Annotated in this window: 12 protein-coding genes and 1 other RNA gene; 8 read left to right on the forward strand and 5 right to left on the reverse strand. The window is 41.3% G+C overall.

Features of this window, described 5'->3' with window-relative positions; all coding sequences use genetic code 11:
* Positions 1-15 precede the first annotated feature (15 nt).
* On the forward strand, positions 16-666 hold the full coding sequence (locus tag FMM05_RS09755; RefSeq protein ID WP_143373178.1) for an outer membrane beta-barrel protein: 651 nt from the start codon (positions 16-18) through the stop codon (positions 664-666).
* Positions 667-734: 68 nt separating this feature from the next.
* Here the strand turns inward: FMM05_RS09755 and FMM05_RS09760 are convergent, their stop codons facing one another.
* Positions 735-1,361 carry a porin family protein gene (locus tag FMM05_RS09760; protein ID WP_143373179.1) on the reverse strand — a complete coding sequence of 209 codons (627 nt, stop codon included), beginning with the start codon at positions 1,359-1,361 and terminating at the stop codon, positions 735-737.
* Positions 1,362-1,453: 92 nt separating this feature from the next.
* On the opposite strand from FMM05_RS09760, the gene FMM05_RS09765 reads away from it, so the two are divergent.
* The 7 genes from FMM05_RS09765 to FMM05_RS09795 all read left to right on the forward strand — a co-directional run bounded on the left by FMM05_RS09765 (position 1,454) and on the right by FMM05_RS09795 (position 11,045).
* Positions 1,454-2,353 carry a site-specific tyrosine recombinase gene (locus FMM05_RS09765; protein ID WP_143373180.1) on the forward strand — a complete coding sequence of 300 codons (900 nt, stop codon included), beginning with the start codon at positions 1,454-1,456 and terminating at the stop codon, positions 2,351-2,353.
* Between the two features lie 85 nt (positions 2,354-2,438).
* Positions 2,439-3,938: a sensor histidine kinase gene (locus FMM05_RS09770; protein WP_143373181.1), complete on the forward strand. Its 1,500-nt coding sequence runs from the start codon at positions 2,439-2,441 to the stop codon at positions 3,936-3,938.
* A complete protein-coding gene (locus FMM05_RS09775) occupies positions 3,925-4,329 on the forward strand; it encodes a response regulator (protein WP_143373182.1) in 405 nt (134 codons plus the stop codon). Before FMM05_RS09770 ends, FMM05_RS09775 begins: the two co-directional genes overlap by 14 nt.
* A 108-nt stretch (positions 4,330-4,437) precedes the next feature.
* Positions 4,438-5,031, forward strand: a complete 594-nt coding sequence (locus FMM05_RS09780; protein ID WP_143373183.1) for a TetR/AcrR family transcriptional regulator — start codon at positions 4,438-4,440, stop codon at positions 5,029-5,031.
* Positions 5,032-5,224: 193 nt separating this feature from the next.
* Positions 5,225-6,367 carry an efflux RND transporter periplasmic adaptor subunit gene (locus FMM05_RS09785; RefSeq protein ID WP_143373184.1) on the forward strand — a complete coding sequence of 381 codons (1,143 nt, stop codon included), beginning with the start codon at positions 5,225-5,227 and terminating at the stop codon, positions 6,365-6,367.
* Positions 6,368-6,397: 30 nt separating this feature from the next.
* The gene (locus FMM05_RS09790; RefSeq protein ID WP_143373185.1) at positions 6,398-9,568 is read left to right on the forward strand and encodes an efflux RND transporter permease subunit; all 3,171 of its coding nucleotides are present in this window, start codon (positions 6,398-6,400) and stop codon (positions 9,566-9,568) included.
* A gap of 52 nt (positions 9,569-9,620) precedes the next feature.
* Positions 9,621-11,045 (forward strand): TolC family protein, encoded by a 1,425-nt coding sequence (locus FMM05_RS09795; protein ID WP_143373186.1) that lies wholly within the window; start codon positions 9,621-9,623, stop codon positions 11,043-11,045.
* A gap of 178 nt (positions 11,046-11,223) precedes the next feature.
* Here the strand turns inward: FMM05_RS09795 and rny are convergent, their stop codons facing one another.
* The 4 genes from rny to FMM05_RS09815 all read right to left on the reverse strand — a co-directional run bounded on the left by rny (position 11,224) and on the right by FMM05_RS09815 (position 13,628).
* The gene (gene rny, locus FMM05_RS09800; RefSeq protein WP_143373187.1) at positions 11,224-12,789 is read right to left on the reverse strand and encodes a ribonuclease Y; all 1,566 of its coding nucleotides are present in this window, start codon (positions 12,787-12,789) and stop codon (positions 11,224-11,226) included.
* Between the two features lie 65 nt (positions 12,790-12,854).
* Positions 12,855-12,961: non-coding RNA, 6S RNA (gene ssrS / locus FMM05_RS09805), on the reverse strand.
* A gap of 63 nt (positions 12,962-13,024) precedes the next feature.
* A complete protein-coding gene (locus FMM05_RS09810; protein WP_143373188.1) occupies positions 13,025-13,315 on the reverse strand; it encodes a cell division protein ZapA in 291 nt (96 codons plus the stop codon).
* A gap of 7 nt (positions 13,316-13,322) precedes the next feature.
* Entirely contained in the window at positions 13,323-13,628 is a 306-nt protein-coding gene (locus FMM05_RS09815) for a hypothetical protein (protein WP_394345149.1), read from the reverse strand.
* Positions 13,629-13,655 lie beyond the last annotated feature (27 nt).

Consider the following 13,655-nt stretch of genomic DNA (forward strand, 5'->3'; position numbering starts at 1 on the left):
CCGGAATACCTTACTATGAAAAAAATACTATTTATAGCAGCCCTAATGGTTTGTGGTTTTGCCAATGCCCAGGAAACTGTTACAGAAACTGCCCCTGAAGGTTTTAAAAAAGGCGATATTATACTTACCGGTGCTATTGGTTTTGGTACATCTAAAACCGGAGAAATAAAAAGAACCAGCTATGGCGTTACACCCAGTGCGGCTTATTTTGTAACTAACAACATAGCTCTTGGGGTTTCTTTAGGCTATAGCCACTTTAAGCAAGATAGTTATATAAACATAGACGGCTTTTATCCGCAAAGGTATGATGAGGTTTTAAATTCATTCTCTGCCGATGCTTACGGGCGGTACTATTTTACGCCTGCAAGTAAATTTTCTATCTTCGGGCAGCTTTCAGCCGGATTTTTTACAAGTAAAAGAGAGGTAAAAGATACTGCTATAGAATATACAAATAACGGTTTTGATGCAACACTTGCCCCGGGTATTAGCTATTTTATATCAAGCCATTTAGCGCTCGAGGCATCTTTTGGGTTTATTAACTATCGTACCGTAGAGCCTACAACCACCGATTATTACGGTAATGAGATAGACGAAGATTCTACCGATAATTTTAGTGCAAACTTATACCTAAGTAATATTTACTTTGGCCTGGTTTACAAGTTTTAATACAGTTTATAAAAGCAAAAAACCTCCCAATTGGGAGGTTTTACTTTTTTTGTACTTAGGGGATTGTATTAAAACTTAAAGCCTATGCCAAGTTGAAATACAGAGTTTTTAACGTTTACATCTTTAACAACATCTGTTATACCTTGGTTATAACGTGCTGTTGCAAAAAGGCCCATTTCTGTTTGAAAAGTTAGGCCACCGGCAACACCAAATTCAAAGGTTTGGGTATCTACACCGTTGTCAGCAAGATCAATATCGCCATTATCAGAATTTGGGTTAAAATCAAACTCGTCGTTTACAAGAAAACTAAACTGGGGCCCTGCTTCAATGCTTAAACCTTTTACAATATAAAATTTAGCCAGTACCGGCACATTTATATAATCAAGCTGTACTTCTGCTTTGTCGCCATCCGGGCCATCAAAGTTTGCATCAAAACCCTGTCCTGAATATAGTGCCTCTACCTGTATAGAGAAAATCTCTGCAATAGGGAACTCACCAAATACACCTACGTGAAAGCTGGTTCTTGAGTCGGGCGAATCAAAATCATCGCCTGTTACTGTGGCAAAGTTAACACCACCTTTTACACCAAAGCTTGGCGACATACTGTCGGAATTGCTTGCGTCTTCCTGTGCGTTAGATACTGCTACGGCACCTAACATTAATGCACTTGCTGATAATAATTTAAATAGTTTCATCTTTTTTAAGTTTTAGTTTTGTTGGTTCAAAATTATATCTTTGGTACAGGCACCATTATCAAAAAATTCTTAATTCACATAACTTTAACCGTATGAAAAGTTGGGTTAAATACGTAAAAGACTATAAAACCTACCTTAAAATAGAGCGGGGGTTATCGGTAAATTCGGTTACCAATTATGCGTTTGATGTGCAAAGGCTAACTGATTATCTGCAAGTTAATGAGATGGAAATTTCGCCGCTGCAAATTAACGAAGATCATATCCAGCAATTTATTTACCATGTGGCGGCAGAGCTAAATCCGCGTTCGCGGGCAAGGTTAATTTCGGGCCTTAAGAGTTTTTTTAACTATTTAATCTTTGAAGATTACCGCAAAACCACCCCAATGGAGCTTATTGAGGTGCCAAAAATTGGCAGAAAACTGCCCGATACACTCTCGGTAAACGAAATTGACCAGCTTATTGCCGCTATAGATCCTCAAAAAGACGAAGCAGAACGTAATATTGCCATGCTGGAAACGCTATACAGTTGTGGGCTCAGGGTATCAGAACTTGTTACCCTAAAGCTATCCGACCTTTTTTTTGAGGAAGGCTTTGTAAAAATTACAGGTAAGGGCAACAAGCAACGATTTGTACCTATAGGCACATCAACACAAAAATTTATAAACCTGTATAGGGACACTAAGCGCAACAAGATTACCATAAAAAAAGGGCATGAAGATACCCTCTTTTTAAACAGGAGGGGCAGTGGGCTTACGCGCGCCATGGTTTTTACCATCATAAAGAACCTTGCTACCGCTATAGGCTTGCATAAAATTATAAGTCCGCACACGTTTAGGCATTCGTTTGCTACACATTTGTTGAAAAATGGCGCCGATTTGCGCTCTATCCAGCTAATGCTGGGGCATGAATCTATTACCACAACCGAAATTTATATGCATTTAGACCGATCATTCATTAAACAAGTGTTAAATACGTATCATCCAAGAAGATAATTTATTGTGTTTACAACATATATTATAAAATTCATTCGTTATTTTGTAAGACCTTTACCTTTATATTATTTATTAGTAGTTAAGAATGCCCGATAATAACGAAACCAAAAGTATTAACGCTTTTTATAAAAAGCTTATAGATGAGGTGCCCGACCTTATTTTTAAAGCCGAATATACCAATGGTAAATATTCTGTTGTGTTTTGCAGTGAATCTGTAAGGGATATTTATGAAGTTACGCCAGAGGAATTTATTGCAGACCCAGACTATATTATTACCCACCGTATTTTACCGCTGGACAGGGCAATGTTTGCAAAAAAATTAGAAGTATCGCGCATAAGGTTAAAACGATATGACCATGACTACAGGGTAAAGCTGCCACAAAAAGGGTTACGTTGGCTCAAAGTTACAGGTAAGCCGGAAGAAATAGAAGGCGGAGGTGTTGCCTTTTATACCCGTGTAAGCGACATTACCGACCTTAAACTACAGGAACAAAAATTACAGGTATCTGAAGAGCGCTACAAATTTGCACTCGAAGCGGCATCCGAAGGTTTATGGGACTGGGATATTACTAAACGTACTGTTTACTTTTCCGGACAGGCCATGAAAATTATTGGCCGCGAAAACAAAGATGCAACAGTTCCTCAAAGTTTTTGGGCAAGTCGTGTTCATCCGGATGATGTAAAAGCACGGGACGAGGCAAAGCGTAAAGGATTGCGCAGGGGTGCATCTTATGAAAGTATTTACCGTATTCGTACCGATGAAGGTAAATATCGCTGGCTGCTTAGCCGTGGCCGTGCCGTAGAGTTTGATAAAAATGGTAAGGCTACGCGCGCCATTGGCATGCATAAAGACATTACACTTCTTAAGGAAAAAGAAATACAACTGGGTAATACTATTACTATTATTGGAAATCAAAACAACAGGCTTAGCAATTTTGCACATATAGTATCGCACAATTTGCGTTCGCATGCCAGTAATTTAAAAATGCTTTTAGATCTTTTTAAAAATGCTGATAACGAAGAAAGGGAAGAAATGCTGTCGCACCTGGAAGGTATATCAGATGGATTAACCATAACTATTAGCCACCTAAAAGAACTTGTTGAGATACAAACAGAAGTAAAAACGGTAAAAGAACATTTAAACTTAAGGCATTATTTAAAGAATATACTTACTATATTACACCACGAAATTACTAAGCATAGTGTTACTATAGAAATAAACATTCCGTTAGATGTTACTGTAAATTATAATGCGGCATATTTAGAGAGTGTACTGCTAAATTTTACTACTAACGCCATTAAGTATTCCAGCAGCGAAAGAAAGCCTATTATATCATACGATTTTGAGATAGAAGATGGTAAAAAAGTACTATCCATATCAGATAATGGCTTGGGTATCGACCTGAAAAAGCACAAAAATTCATTGTTCGGTATGTATAAAACATTTCATAAAAATCAAAATTCCAGGGGTATAGGTTTGTTTATTACTAAAAATCAAATTGAGGCTATGGGAGGAAAAATAGAAGTAACCAGTGAAGTAAACAGGGGTACAACGTTTAAAATTTATTTTAATGAAGAAGATTAACAGCCTCTATGTAATTGATGACGACAGGATATACCATTTTTTACTTAAAAACTTATTTAAACAAAACGGCATAACCGTTAAAACCGATTTTTTTAGTAATGGGCAAGAAGCTATTGAGGCTTTAAAACAAGACGAAGCCGGAGACAATGCACCAGATCTTATTCTGCTTGATATAAATATGCCTATCATGAACGGGTGGCAGTTTCTTGAAGAATATGCCAAGTTGCAGGACAGGATACCTAAAACCTCAATGGTTTACATGATAAGTTCATCTAATGATGTGGTAGATATTAATAAAGCTAAGGGCTATAAAAGCCTTGTGAAAGATTATTTTTTGAAGCCTATTTGTAAGGAAGACCTCGATAAAATCTTCATTTCAAGTGAGTCATAGATTTCGCTTATAGACACTATAGATAAATATTATAGAAATTTTGTTTGTACTTATTAATTATAGGTGTAAATTTGCCTAACACTGTTAAGTGATTTAAAAGCTTTAAAAATGGGAAGTAAAGAGAGGATTTTAAGACAGAAGGAAGAAACCCGGGCTAATATAATTCAGGCAGCGAGAGATATTGTTAAAGATGAAGGCTGGCAGGGTTTAAGCATGCGTAAGATAGCCGACAAAATAGAATATACCGCTCCTATAATATACGAGTATTTTTCTAACAAAGAAGCCATACTACAGGAGTTAACCTGCAAAGGGTTTTGTTTATTGGTAAGGGATCTGGAAAGTGCGAAGGCATCTACCACCGAACCGGCGGAACAACTTGAGGCCATGTGGCTTGCCTACTGGAATTTTGCCCGCGATAACAGGGAGGCCTATCAGTTAATGTATGGCGTAGAGATGACCTGTTGTACGCAGCGCACTACCGAGAGCGATTTGCCATACCAGCTTATTACCGGTGTTATAAGGGAGATCATGAAAGATGTAAACCCTACCGATATAGTTATTAAGCAAAAGTATTTTACATTTTTTTCGGTTATACACGGCCTTATATCTATAAATATTATAGGTAACGGATTGTCTAACGACATTAACACACAAATTTTAAAAGATGCCATAACCGGTATTATACGCTATATAAAAGAATAGCTTTTTTTTGAAAAGTTACTTAACGCTGTTAAGTGTTTTAATTAGGTTAATTGCCTTATGCTATGTATATAGTTTTTTTTTGAAACAATCGCTTAACGCCGTTAAATGCTTTAATTACATTATATAGAATATCAATTTAAACCATAAATTTTTTGTACCACAGGTTAACACCATTAAATAATTTAATATCATTATGAAAGACGTAAAATTAATCCACATCATTGCCATAGCACTACTTGCTTTGCTGTATGCATGTTCCGGCAATAACGCCGCAGCTCCTGCACCACAGGCTGCAAGCCTGCCTGTATATTCTGTAACTCCATCTAATGCAATAACATACCAGGAATACCCTGTAACAGTAGAGGGAAGGACAAACGTAGAGATACGCCCGCAGGTAGACGGTTACCTTGACAAGATCTTTGTAGATGAAGGTGCCTTTGTAAACGCAGGTTCTCCCATTTTTAAAATTAACGACAACAGGTACCGCGAAGCTTTAAACAGCGCTACAGGTACGTTAAACGGGGCAGAGGCTTCACTTATTAATGCTAAGCTGGAAGTTGAAAAACTAACCCCGCTTGTTGAGAACAAGGTGGTATCTGAATATCAATTAAAATCGGCTAAAGCCAGCCTTAAAATTGCTGAGGCCAACAAAAAACAGGCCGAAGCTGCTGTGGCATCTGCTAGGATAAACCTTGGCTATACATTAATTACCGCACCGGTTTCAGGTTACATTACCCGCCTTCCTAAAAAACAGGGAAGCCTTGTTTCTGCTGCCGATCCTATTGCACTTACTACATTATCAGATATTGGCGAAGTACACGTATATTTTTCAATAGGCGAGTCTGATTTTATCAGTTTCCGCGATAATTATGCAGGAAATACCATTACCGATAAAATTAAAAACCTGCCTCCTTTAGAGCTTGTGCTGCCTAACAGGAGCACGTATGAGCAAAAAGGTAAGGTAGATATGGTAGACGGCCAGTTTGACCGTACCACGGGTGCCATTACCCTTAGGGCAAGTTTTCCTAATGCAAAGGGCCTGCTACGCTCTGGTAACACAGGTAAGATCCGTTTAGGGCTACCGCATGCCAATGTGCTGCTTATACCGCAATCGGCTACTATGGAGCTGCAGGACAAAATATTTGTCTTTACAGTAGATAAAGACAATAAAGTGGCCCGTACACCGGTAATCGTTTCGGGCAAATCAGGTACTGATTACCTGGTTCAGGATGGCCTAAAAGCAGGTGACAGGATCGTGTTTAAAGGCTTTGAAAGCCTTCAGGATGGCGCTGTAATCGTACCTGAAAAAATCACAGGGGAAATAGCCGCCAAGTAATTAACAACTAACATCTTAACGTAAACAACCATGTTTAAAAAATTTATAGACCGGCCGGTTTTGGCTACGGTCATAAGCATCCTATTGGCTATTTTAGGGGTAATTGGCCTCACCCAATTGCCTCTGGGCCAGTTCCCTGATATCGCTCCGCCGGCAGTACAGGTTACCGCACTTTACCCCGGCGCAAATGCCGAAACCGTATTGCGTTCGGTGGCACCATCGCTGGAAGAATCAATAAACGGTGTAGAGAATATGAGTTATATGAGCTCTACCGCAAGTAACGATGGCTCCCTTGTAATTACAGTATACTTTAAGTTAGGTACCAACCCAGACCAGGCTGCCGTAAACGTACAGAACAGGGTGGCGCAGGCCACCAGCCAGTTACCGGCAGAGGTTGTACAGGCAGGTGTAACCACCGCAAAACAACAAAACAGCCTTATTATGGTTGTTGACCTGTTCTCTGAAAGTGAAACCCAGTACGACCAAACGTTCCTTGCCAACTATGCCCAGATAAACATTATCCCCGAGATTAAAAGGATACCGGGCGTAGGGCAGTCCATCATCTTTGGTGGTAATAAAGATTACTCTATGAGGGTGTGGCTAAACCCATCTCAAATGGCATCATATAATGTAAGTCCAAGAGAAGTTATGGGCGCCATTCAGGATAAAAACCTTGAGGCTGCACCGGGTAAATTTGGTGAGAACAGTACCCAGTCTTTTGAGTACGTAATTAAATATAAAGGTAAGCTTACCAAACCGGCCGATTACGAAAATATCGTGGTGCGTACCAATGCCGATGGTTCTATCCTTCGCCTAAAAGATGTTGCCCGTATAGAATTTGGTTCGTACACCTATGGTAACTTTACCAGGGTTAACGGCAAGCCGGGTGTTAACATTGCAGTTATGCAGCTGCCGGGCTCTAACGCCAACGAAATTCAGATACAGATTGCCAAGTTGATGGAAAAGGCTTCTAAAAATTTTCCGAAAAACGTAAAGTATCTTACACTATATAACACTAAAGATATGCTTGATGCCTCAATAGAGCAGGTAGAGCATACGCTAATTGAAGCCTTTATACTGGTATTTATAGTTGTTTACCTGTTCCTGCAGGATTTCAGGTCAACCCTAATTCCGGCCATAGCCGTACCGGTAGCATTATTGGGTACGTTCTTTTTCATGTCCATCTTCGGGTTTTCGATAAACCTGTTAACGCTGTTCGCTTTAGTGCTCGCCATTGGTATTGTTGTGGATGATGCTATCGTTGTCGTCGAGGCGGTGCACGCAAAGATGGAGCACAAGCACCTTCCGCCTAAAGCGGCAACCACATCGGCCATGAGCGAAATTACCGGGGCCATCATCTCCATTACATTGGTAATGTCGGCCGTGTTCTTACCGGTAGGCTTTATGCAAGGGTCAACAGGGGTATTTTACAGGCAGTTTGCCTTTACGCTTGCCATAGCTATTGTTATCTCGGCTATCAACGCCTTAACATTAAGCCCGGCACTGGCAGCCCTTTTCTTAAAACAGCATGTGCCGGCACATGGCGGTACTGAAGAGAAACAAAACTTTAAACAACGTTTCTTTAGCGGGTTCAACTCCGGGTTTGATAAATTAACTAACAGATATGTAGGCAGCCTGCGCTTTTTAGTGCGCCACCGTTGGGCCAGCCTTGGCGGACTTACAGTTGTAATTGCTGCTACCGTTTGGATGGTAAAAACAACACCATCGGGCTTTATACCAAGTGAAGACCAGGGCTTTATAGCCATATCATTATCCATGCCGGCAGGTACATCGTTAGACCGTACTACAGCAGCTATGGGTGAAGCTGAAAAAGCATTGGGTTCGATGGAATCTAAAAAAACACTGATGGGCCTTTCCGGATTTAACATCCTTACCCAGTCATCAAGCCCATCGTTCGGGGTAGCGTTTATATTGCTTAAACCGTCTAAAGAGCGTGGCGAAGTGCGTGACATTAATGCCATTATGGATCAGGCAAGGCAAAGGCTTGGAGCTGTTAAAGGCGCAAATTTCTTCGTGTTTACCTTCCCAACCGTTCCTGGTTTTAGTAACGTAGATGGTCTGGACTTTGTATTGCAGGACCGTACCGGTGGCAAGCTTGATAAGTTTAGCGCCGTAGGTAACAACTTTATTGCAGAGCTTATGAAACGCCCTGAAATTGCCGTGGCCTTTACGTCGTTCCGTGCCGACTATCCTCAGTTTGAAATGGAAGTGGATGACGTTAAAGCCGACCAGCTTGGTGTTAGCGTTAAAGAGCTGATGCAAACCGTTCAGGCCTATTACGGTAGCGCCCAGGTATCCGACTTTAACCGATTTGGTAAATACTATCGTGTTATGGTTCAGGCTGATAAAGGCAACCGTGCCACGCCGGAATCTTTAGACCAGGTATTTGTAAAAAACAATGCAGGCGAAATGGTTCCTATAAACACACTGGTTAAACTGGTAAAAGTATACGGGCCGGAAAATGCATCACGTTACAACCTGTTTAACTCTATGGGTGTTAATGCGATACAAAAACCGGGATACAGCTCCGGTGATGCTATTAAAGCAGTTGAGGAAGTTGCCGCACAGCACTTGCCTGCCGGATATTCATACGAATTTTCAGGTATGACAAGGGAAGAGATATCATCAGGAGGGCAGTCGGCGGTAATTTTCATGCTGAGCTTAATCTTTATATACTTCCTGCTTGCAGCACAATACGAAAGCTATATACTGCCATTTGCAGTAATACTTTCTATACCAACCGGTATATTCGGGGTGTTTGTTGCCATTGGCTTAACTGGTGTGGCTAATAATATATATGTACAGGTAGCCCTTGTAATGCTTATAGGCTTACTGGCCAAGAATGCCATCCTTATTGTGGAGTTTGCGGTACAGCGACGCAGGGCAGGTAAATCATTACTATCAGCCTCGCTGGAAGCTGCCAAGCTGCGCCTTCGGCCAATTATAATGACATCTCTTGCCTTTGTGGTAGGGTTGGTACCAATGATGACAGCCACAGGCCCATCAGCACAGGGTAACCACTCTATTAGTATTGGTGCAGCAGGGGGTATGATATCAGGGGTAATACTCGGGTTATTCATCATACCGGTACTGTTCATTGTATTCCAGTACCTACAGGAAAAAGTATCAGGAAAAAGGCCTGTTGAAGAACAGCAGGGCGAATTAGGATTAATAGGATAAAGAACAAAAGCGCCACCCACAGTGGTGGCGCTTAAACTAACATACACATACAATGATAACGTTTATTAAATACATACTGTCGGTCATACTATTGCTTGTGCTTGCAGCGTGTTCGGTTTCTAAAGATGTAGAAACACCACAACCAGAACTGCCTGAAAATTTCAGGAATGCTCATCAAATTACCGCAAGTACAGATACTACGACCATTGCCGATATTGAGTGGAAGAGTTTTTTCCCCGATGCAGGGTTACAGGAACTCATTGGCCGTGCCATTGCCAAGAATTATGATATGCAAACCGCTATCAAAAATTTAGAGATTGCACAATTGCAGCTTCGCCAAAGCAAATGGAATTACGTACCGCAATTTAACGCGGCGGTTACGGCTAACACAACCATACCATCGCAAAACAGCCTTAACGGTATAAGCCTTAATAATTTTTTGAATACAAGCCATATAGAAGATTACAATGCCGGCGCTTCACTTTCCTGGGAAGCTGATATTTGGGGAAAGATAGGAAGCAGGAAGAGGGAAGCGCTGGCTATTTACCTTCAAACGGAGGAAGCCAGAAAAGCCGTACAAACCACTATTGTAACAACAGTAGCGCAGGGGTATTACAACCTGCTTATGCTGGATGCGCAATTAGAGATCGCGGTTAAAAACCGTGAGCTTAGTGAGAATACCGTACTGATGATCAAACAGCAGTTCAGCTCGGCGCAGGTTACATCGCTTGCTGTAGAGCAGGCCGATGCACAGCGTTTAAGGGCGGCGCAAATTGTTCCACAGCTTGAAAGGGAAATAGCTTTACAGGAAAATGCGCTTAGTGTTTTGGCAGGCTCTTTACCTGATTATATTACAAGGGATACAAAATTAGACCTTGCCGAATTGCAAACTGAACTTGCTACTGGCGTACCGGCGGGCATTTTAAGCCGCAGGCCCGATGTAAAGTCATCTGAATATGAATTGCATGCTGCAAACGCCCGTGTGGGTATTGCTAAAGCCTCAATGTACCCGGCGCTTAATATTACAGCAAGTGGGGGAGTAAACTCATTCCAGTCTAACAACTGGTTTAATATGCCTGCGTCGTTATTTGGTATGGTGGCTGGTAGCCTTACGCAGCCATTGTTGCAAAACAGGAGGTTTAAAACCCAATATGAAGTGGCTAAGGCCGAACGCGAAAAAGCAGTAATTGCTTTTAGGCAATCAGTTTTAGTGGCAGTGGGAGAGGTGTCTGATGCGTTGATTGAGGTTGAAAAACTTAAAGAAGAGCGTGAGTTTGCAGCCTCAAGGGTTAGCAACCTGCAAAGGGCGGTAACCAATGCCGATATGCTTTTTAAAAGCGGTATGGCAAACTATTTAGAGGTTATAACAGCACAAAGTAGTGTACTGCAAAGCGAACTGGAGCTTGCAGCCATAAAAAGAAACCAGCTTTCTGCGGTAGCCCGCTTGTATAAAGCAGTGGGTGGAGGCTGGAAATAATGGTGTTTATTGATGTGGAAAGAGCTGCCAATTGGCAGCTCTTTTTTATTTAAGTCGTAAAGTCTTAAGGTCGAAAGTCAAAAATCTTATAGAAGTACGTCAATAATAAAATCTATTATTTAACGTCTTTCATCTATATATGACTTCTAACGCTCCAAAATCTAACGGTCTAACTAATCTATTTAGCAATATTAACCGCCCTTGTTTCCCTTATCACGGTAATTTTTACCTGGCCCGGGTAGGTCATTTCGGTTTGTATTTTGTGCGAAATATCAAAAGAAAGGTTAGCCGCCATGTCATCGGTTACTTTTTCGCTTTCTACAATTACACGAAGCTCACGTCCTGCCTGTATGGCATAAGCGCTTTTAACGCCAGGGAAACCGTAAGCAATATCTTCAAGGTCTTTAAGACGCTGAATGTAAGAGTCAAGAACCTGCCTCCTTGCACCCGGCCTTGCACCCGATATAGCATCACACACCTGTACAATAGGCGATAGCATAAACTTCATCTCTATCTCGTCGTGGTGGGCACCAATAGCGTTGCAAACCTCTTCTTTTTCTCCGTATTTCTCAGCCCATTGCATACCTAATAATGCGTGAGGAAGGTCGCTTTCAGCATCCGGCACTTTACCAATATCGTGCAATAAACCGGCCCTTTTAGCAAGCTTAACGTTAAGGCCAAGCTCGGCTGCCATGATACCACAAAGTTTAGATACTTCGCGCGAGTGTTGCAGCAGGTTTTGACCGTAAGAAGAACGGTATTTCATCCTTCCCACAATTTTTATAAGTTCTGGGTGTAAGCCGTGTATACCAAGGTCTATAACGGTACGCTTACCTACCTCTATAATTTCATCTTCAATTTGTTTGGCTGTTTTGCCTACAACTTCTTCAATACGTGCCGGGTGAATACGCCCGTCCGTCACCAGTTTGTGTAGTGCAAGGCGTGCAATTTCCCTACGTACAGGGTCAAAACACGAAAGTATAATAGCCTCAGGGGTATCATCTACAATGATCTCTACACCTGTAGCAGCTTCAAGCGCACGAATATTACGCCCTTCACGGCCAATAATACGCCCTTTAACGTCATCGGACTCAATGTTAAATACCGATACACAGTTTTCTACTGCTTCCTCAGTACCTACACGCTGTATCGTGTTGATGATTATCTTTTTAGCTTCCTGCTGTGCAGTAAGCTTAGCCTCTTCAATCGTATCCTGAATGTGGCTCATAGCAGTACTTTTGGCTTCAGCTTTAAGGCTTTCTACCAATTGGTTCTTAGCTTCATCTGCCGATAGGCCACTAATAACCTCCAGCTGGTCTACCTGGCTTTTGTGCAGCCTGTCTATTTCCTGCTGTTTTTTGTCAAGGTGCTCTATACGCGTGTTGTATTCGGCAATTTTAGCCTCGGCATCGTCATTGGTTTTTTTAACCCTTGCAAGCTCGTTAGATACCTGGGATTCTTTATCGCGTGTCCTTTTTTCGGCTTCAGCTATTTTTTTGTCTTTGCTAAGTATAACCTGCTCGTGCTCGGCTTTAAGTTCAAGAAATTTTTCTTTAGCACGTAGTTCTTTTTCTTTTTTAAGGTTCTCTCCCTGGTTGGTTGCGTCTTTTATGATAGACTCAGCATCTTTCTTTGCGCTGCTTAATAAGCTGCCGGCACTTTTTTTCTCCAGGAATTTTGCTACCCCGAAGCCTGCTGCCAGCCCTATTACTATCCCGATAATTATCATTAATGTCATGTCCATAGGTGTTGTTTGTTTGGTGTATATGTATATGTAAAAAAAAAGCCTACATCAGTGGGTAATTGTATAAACTCGGTGTAACAAGTTTTGGGCTAACCCGCTGTTCAAGGATCTGCGCAAGGCAGCATGCTATAGTAGCGACGATTCACCCATTTTTAAAAAATTGGCGTTGAGTTTATCAAAAAAGTACTAATGTAGGCAGTATTATTGACGTATGTTTAAGAACGTATTGTAATATCTATTTAAGAAGGTCACCCAGTTTTTCATCCATTTGCAAAAGCCTTGCCTGTGCTGCCTCCAGCTCTTCAGAGCGATCTATTACCTTTTGCTCGCTAAGCGATGCAAACTGTAGTGCGCACATGGCCAGTACATCCTGCTTATCCCGTACTGCATAATTTTCTTCAAACTGTTTTATCATGGCATCAATTTTTTTAGAAGCGCTCCTTAGACCTTCCTCCTGCGACGGATCTACCGTTAGCGGGTATACCCTGTCTGCAATTGATATTTTTATTTTCAGTTTGTCGTCCATTCCTCCTTTAGTCAGAAAGTTGTGCTATGCAATAGTCAATTTCGCGGATCAATGAATTTATCTTGAGTTTCGTTTCTCTCTTGTTGTCGTCACTGCCCAGTAATGAGTTTGCCATTTTTAGAGATTCGTTTTGCTGTTTTAGCGCCACTATCTCCTCATTCTGCCTCCTGATAAGCGCGCCCGATCGTGATACTTCCCCTTCCAGTTCTTTATTAGCCTGTTTGACATGATCCAGCCTTCGGGCCAGCATATCGAGCTTACTTTCAAGAGAATCAACAATTTCAGACAATCCGCTCATCTCAGCAAATTTCATTACATGATTTTACAAAGTTAAGATTAC

Origin of the sequence: Flavobacterium zepuense (assembly GCF_007097145.1) — a bacterium.
Classification (GTDB): domain Bacteria; phylum Bacteroidota; class Bacteroidia; order Flavobacteriales; family Flavobacteriaceae; genus Flavobacterium; species Flavobacterium zepuense.

What these genes read in the sequence shown, in the direction of transcription:
- FMM05_RS09780 (WP_143373183.1), top strand. Translation starts at nt 4,438, where the DNA reads ATGGGAAGTAAAGAGAGGATTTTAAGACAGAAGGAAGAAACCCGGGCT.
- FMM05_RS09765 (WP_143373180.1), top strand. Translation starts at nt 1,454, where the DNA reads ATGAAAAGTTGGGTTAAATACGTAAAAGACTATAAAACCTACCTTAAA.
- FMM05_RS09810 (WP_143373188.1), bottom strand. Translation starts at nt 13,315, where the DNA reads ATGGACGACAAACTGAAAATAAAAATATCAATTGCAGACAGGGTATAC.
- rny (WP_143373187.1), bottom strand. Translation starts at nt 12,789, where the DNA reads ATGGACATGACATTAATGATAATTATCGGGATAGTAATAGGGCTGGCA.
- FMM05_RS09775 (WP_143373182.1), top strand. Translation starts at nt 3,925, where the DNA reads ATGAAGAAGATTAACAGCCTCTATGTAATTGATGACGACAGGATATAC.
- FMM05_RS09755 (WP_143373178.1), top strand. Translation starts at nt 16, where the DNA reads ATGAAAAAAATACTATTTATAGCAGCCCTAATGGTTTGTGGTTTTGCC.
- FMM05_RS09790 (WP_143373185.1), top strand. Translation starts at nt 6,398, where the DNA reads ATGTTTAAAAAATTTATAGACCGGCCGGTTTTGGCTACGGTCATAAGC.
- FMM05_RS09785 (WP_143373184.1), top strand. Translation starts at nt 5,225, where the DNA reads ATGAAAGACGTAAAATTAATCCACATCATTGCCATAGCACTACTTGCT.
- FMM05_RS09760 (WP_143373179.1), bottom strand. Translation starts at nt 1,361, where the DNA reads ATGAAACTATTTAAATTATTATCAGCAAGTGCATTAATGTTAGGTGCC.
- FMM05_RS09770 (WP_143373181.1), top strand. Translation starts at nt 2,439, where the DNA reads ATGCCCGATAATAACGAAACCAAAAGTATTAACGCTTTTTATAAAAAG.
- FMM05_RS09795 (WP_143373186.1), top strand. Translation starts at nt 9,621, where the DNA reads ATGATAACGTTTATTAAATACATACTGTCGGTCATACTATTGCTTGTG.
- FMM05_RS09815 (WP_394345149.1), bottom strand. Translation starts at nt 13,628, where the DNA reads ATGAAATTTGCTGAGATGAGCGGATTGTCTGAAATTGTTGATTCTCTT.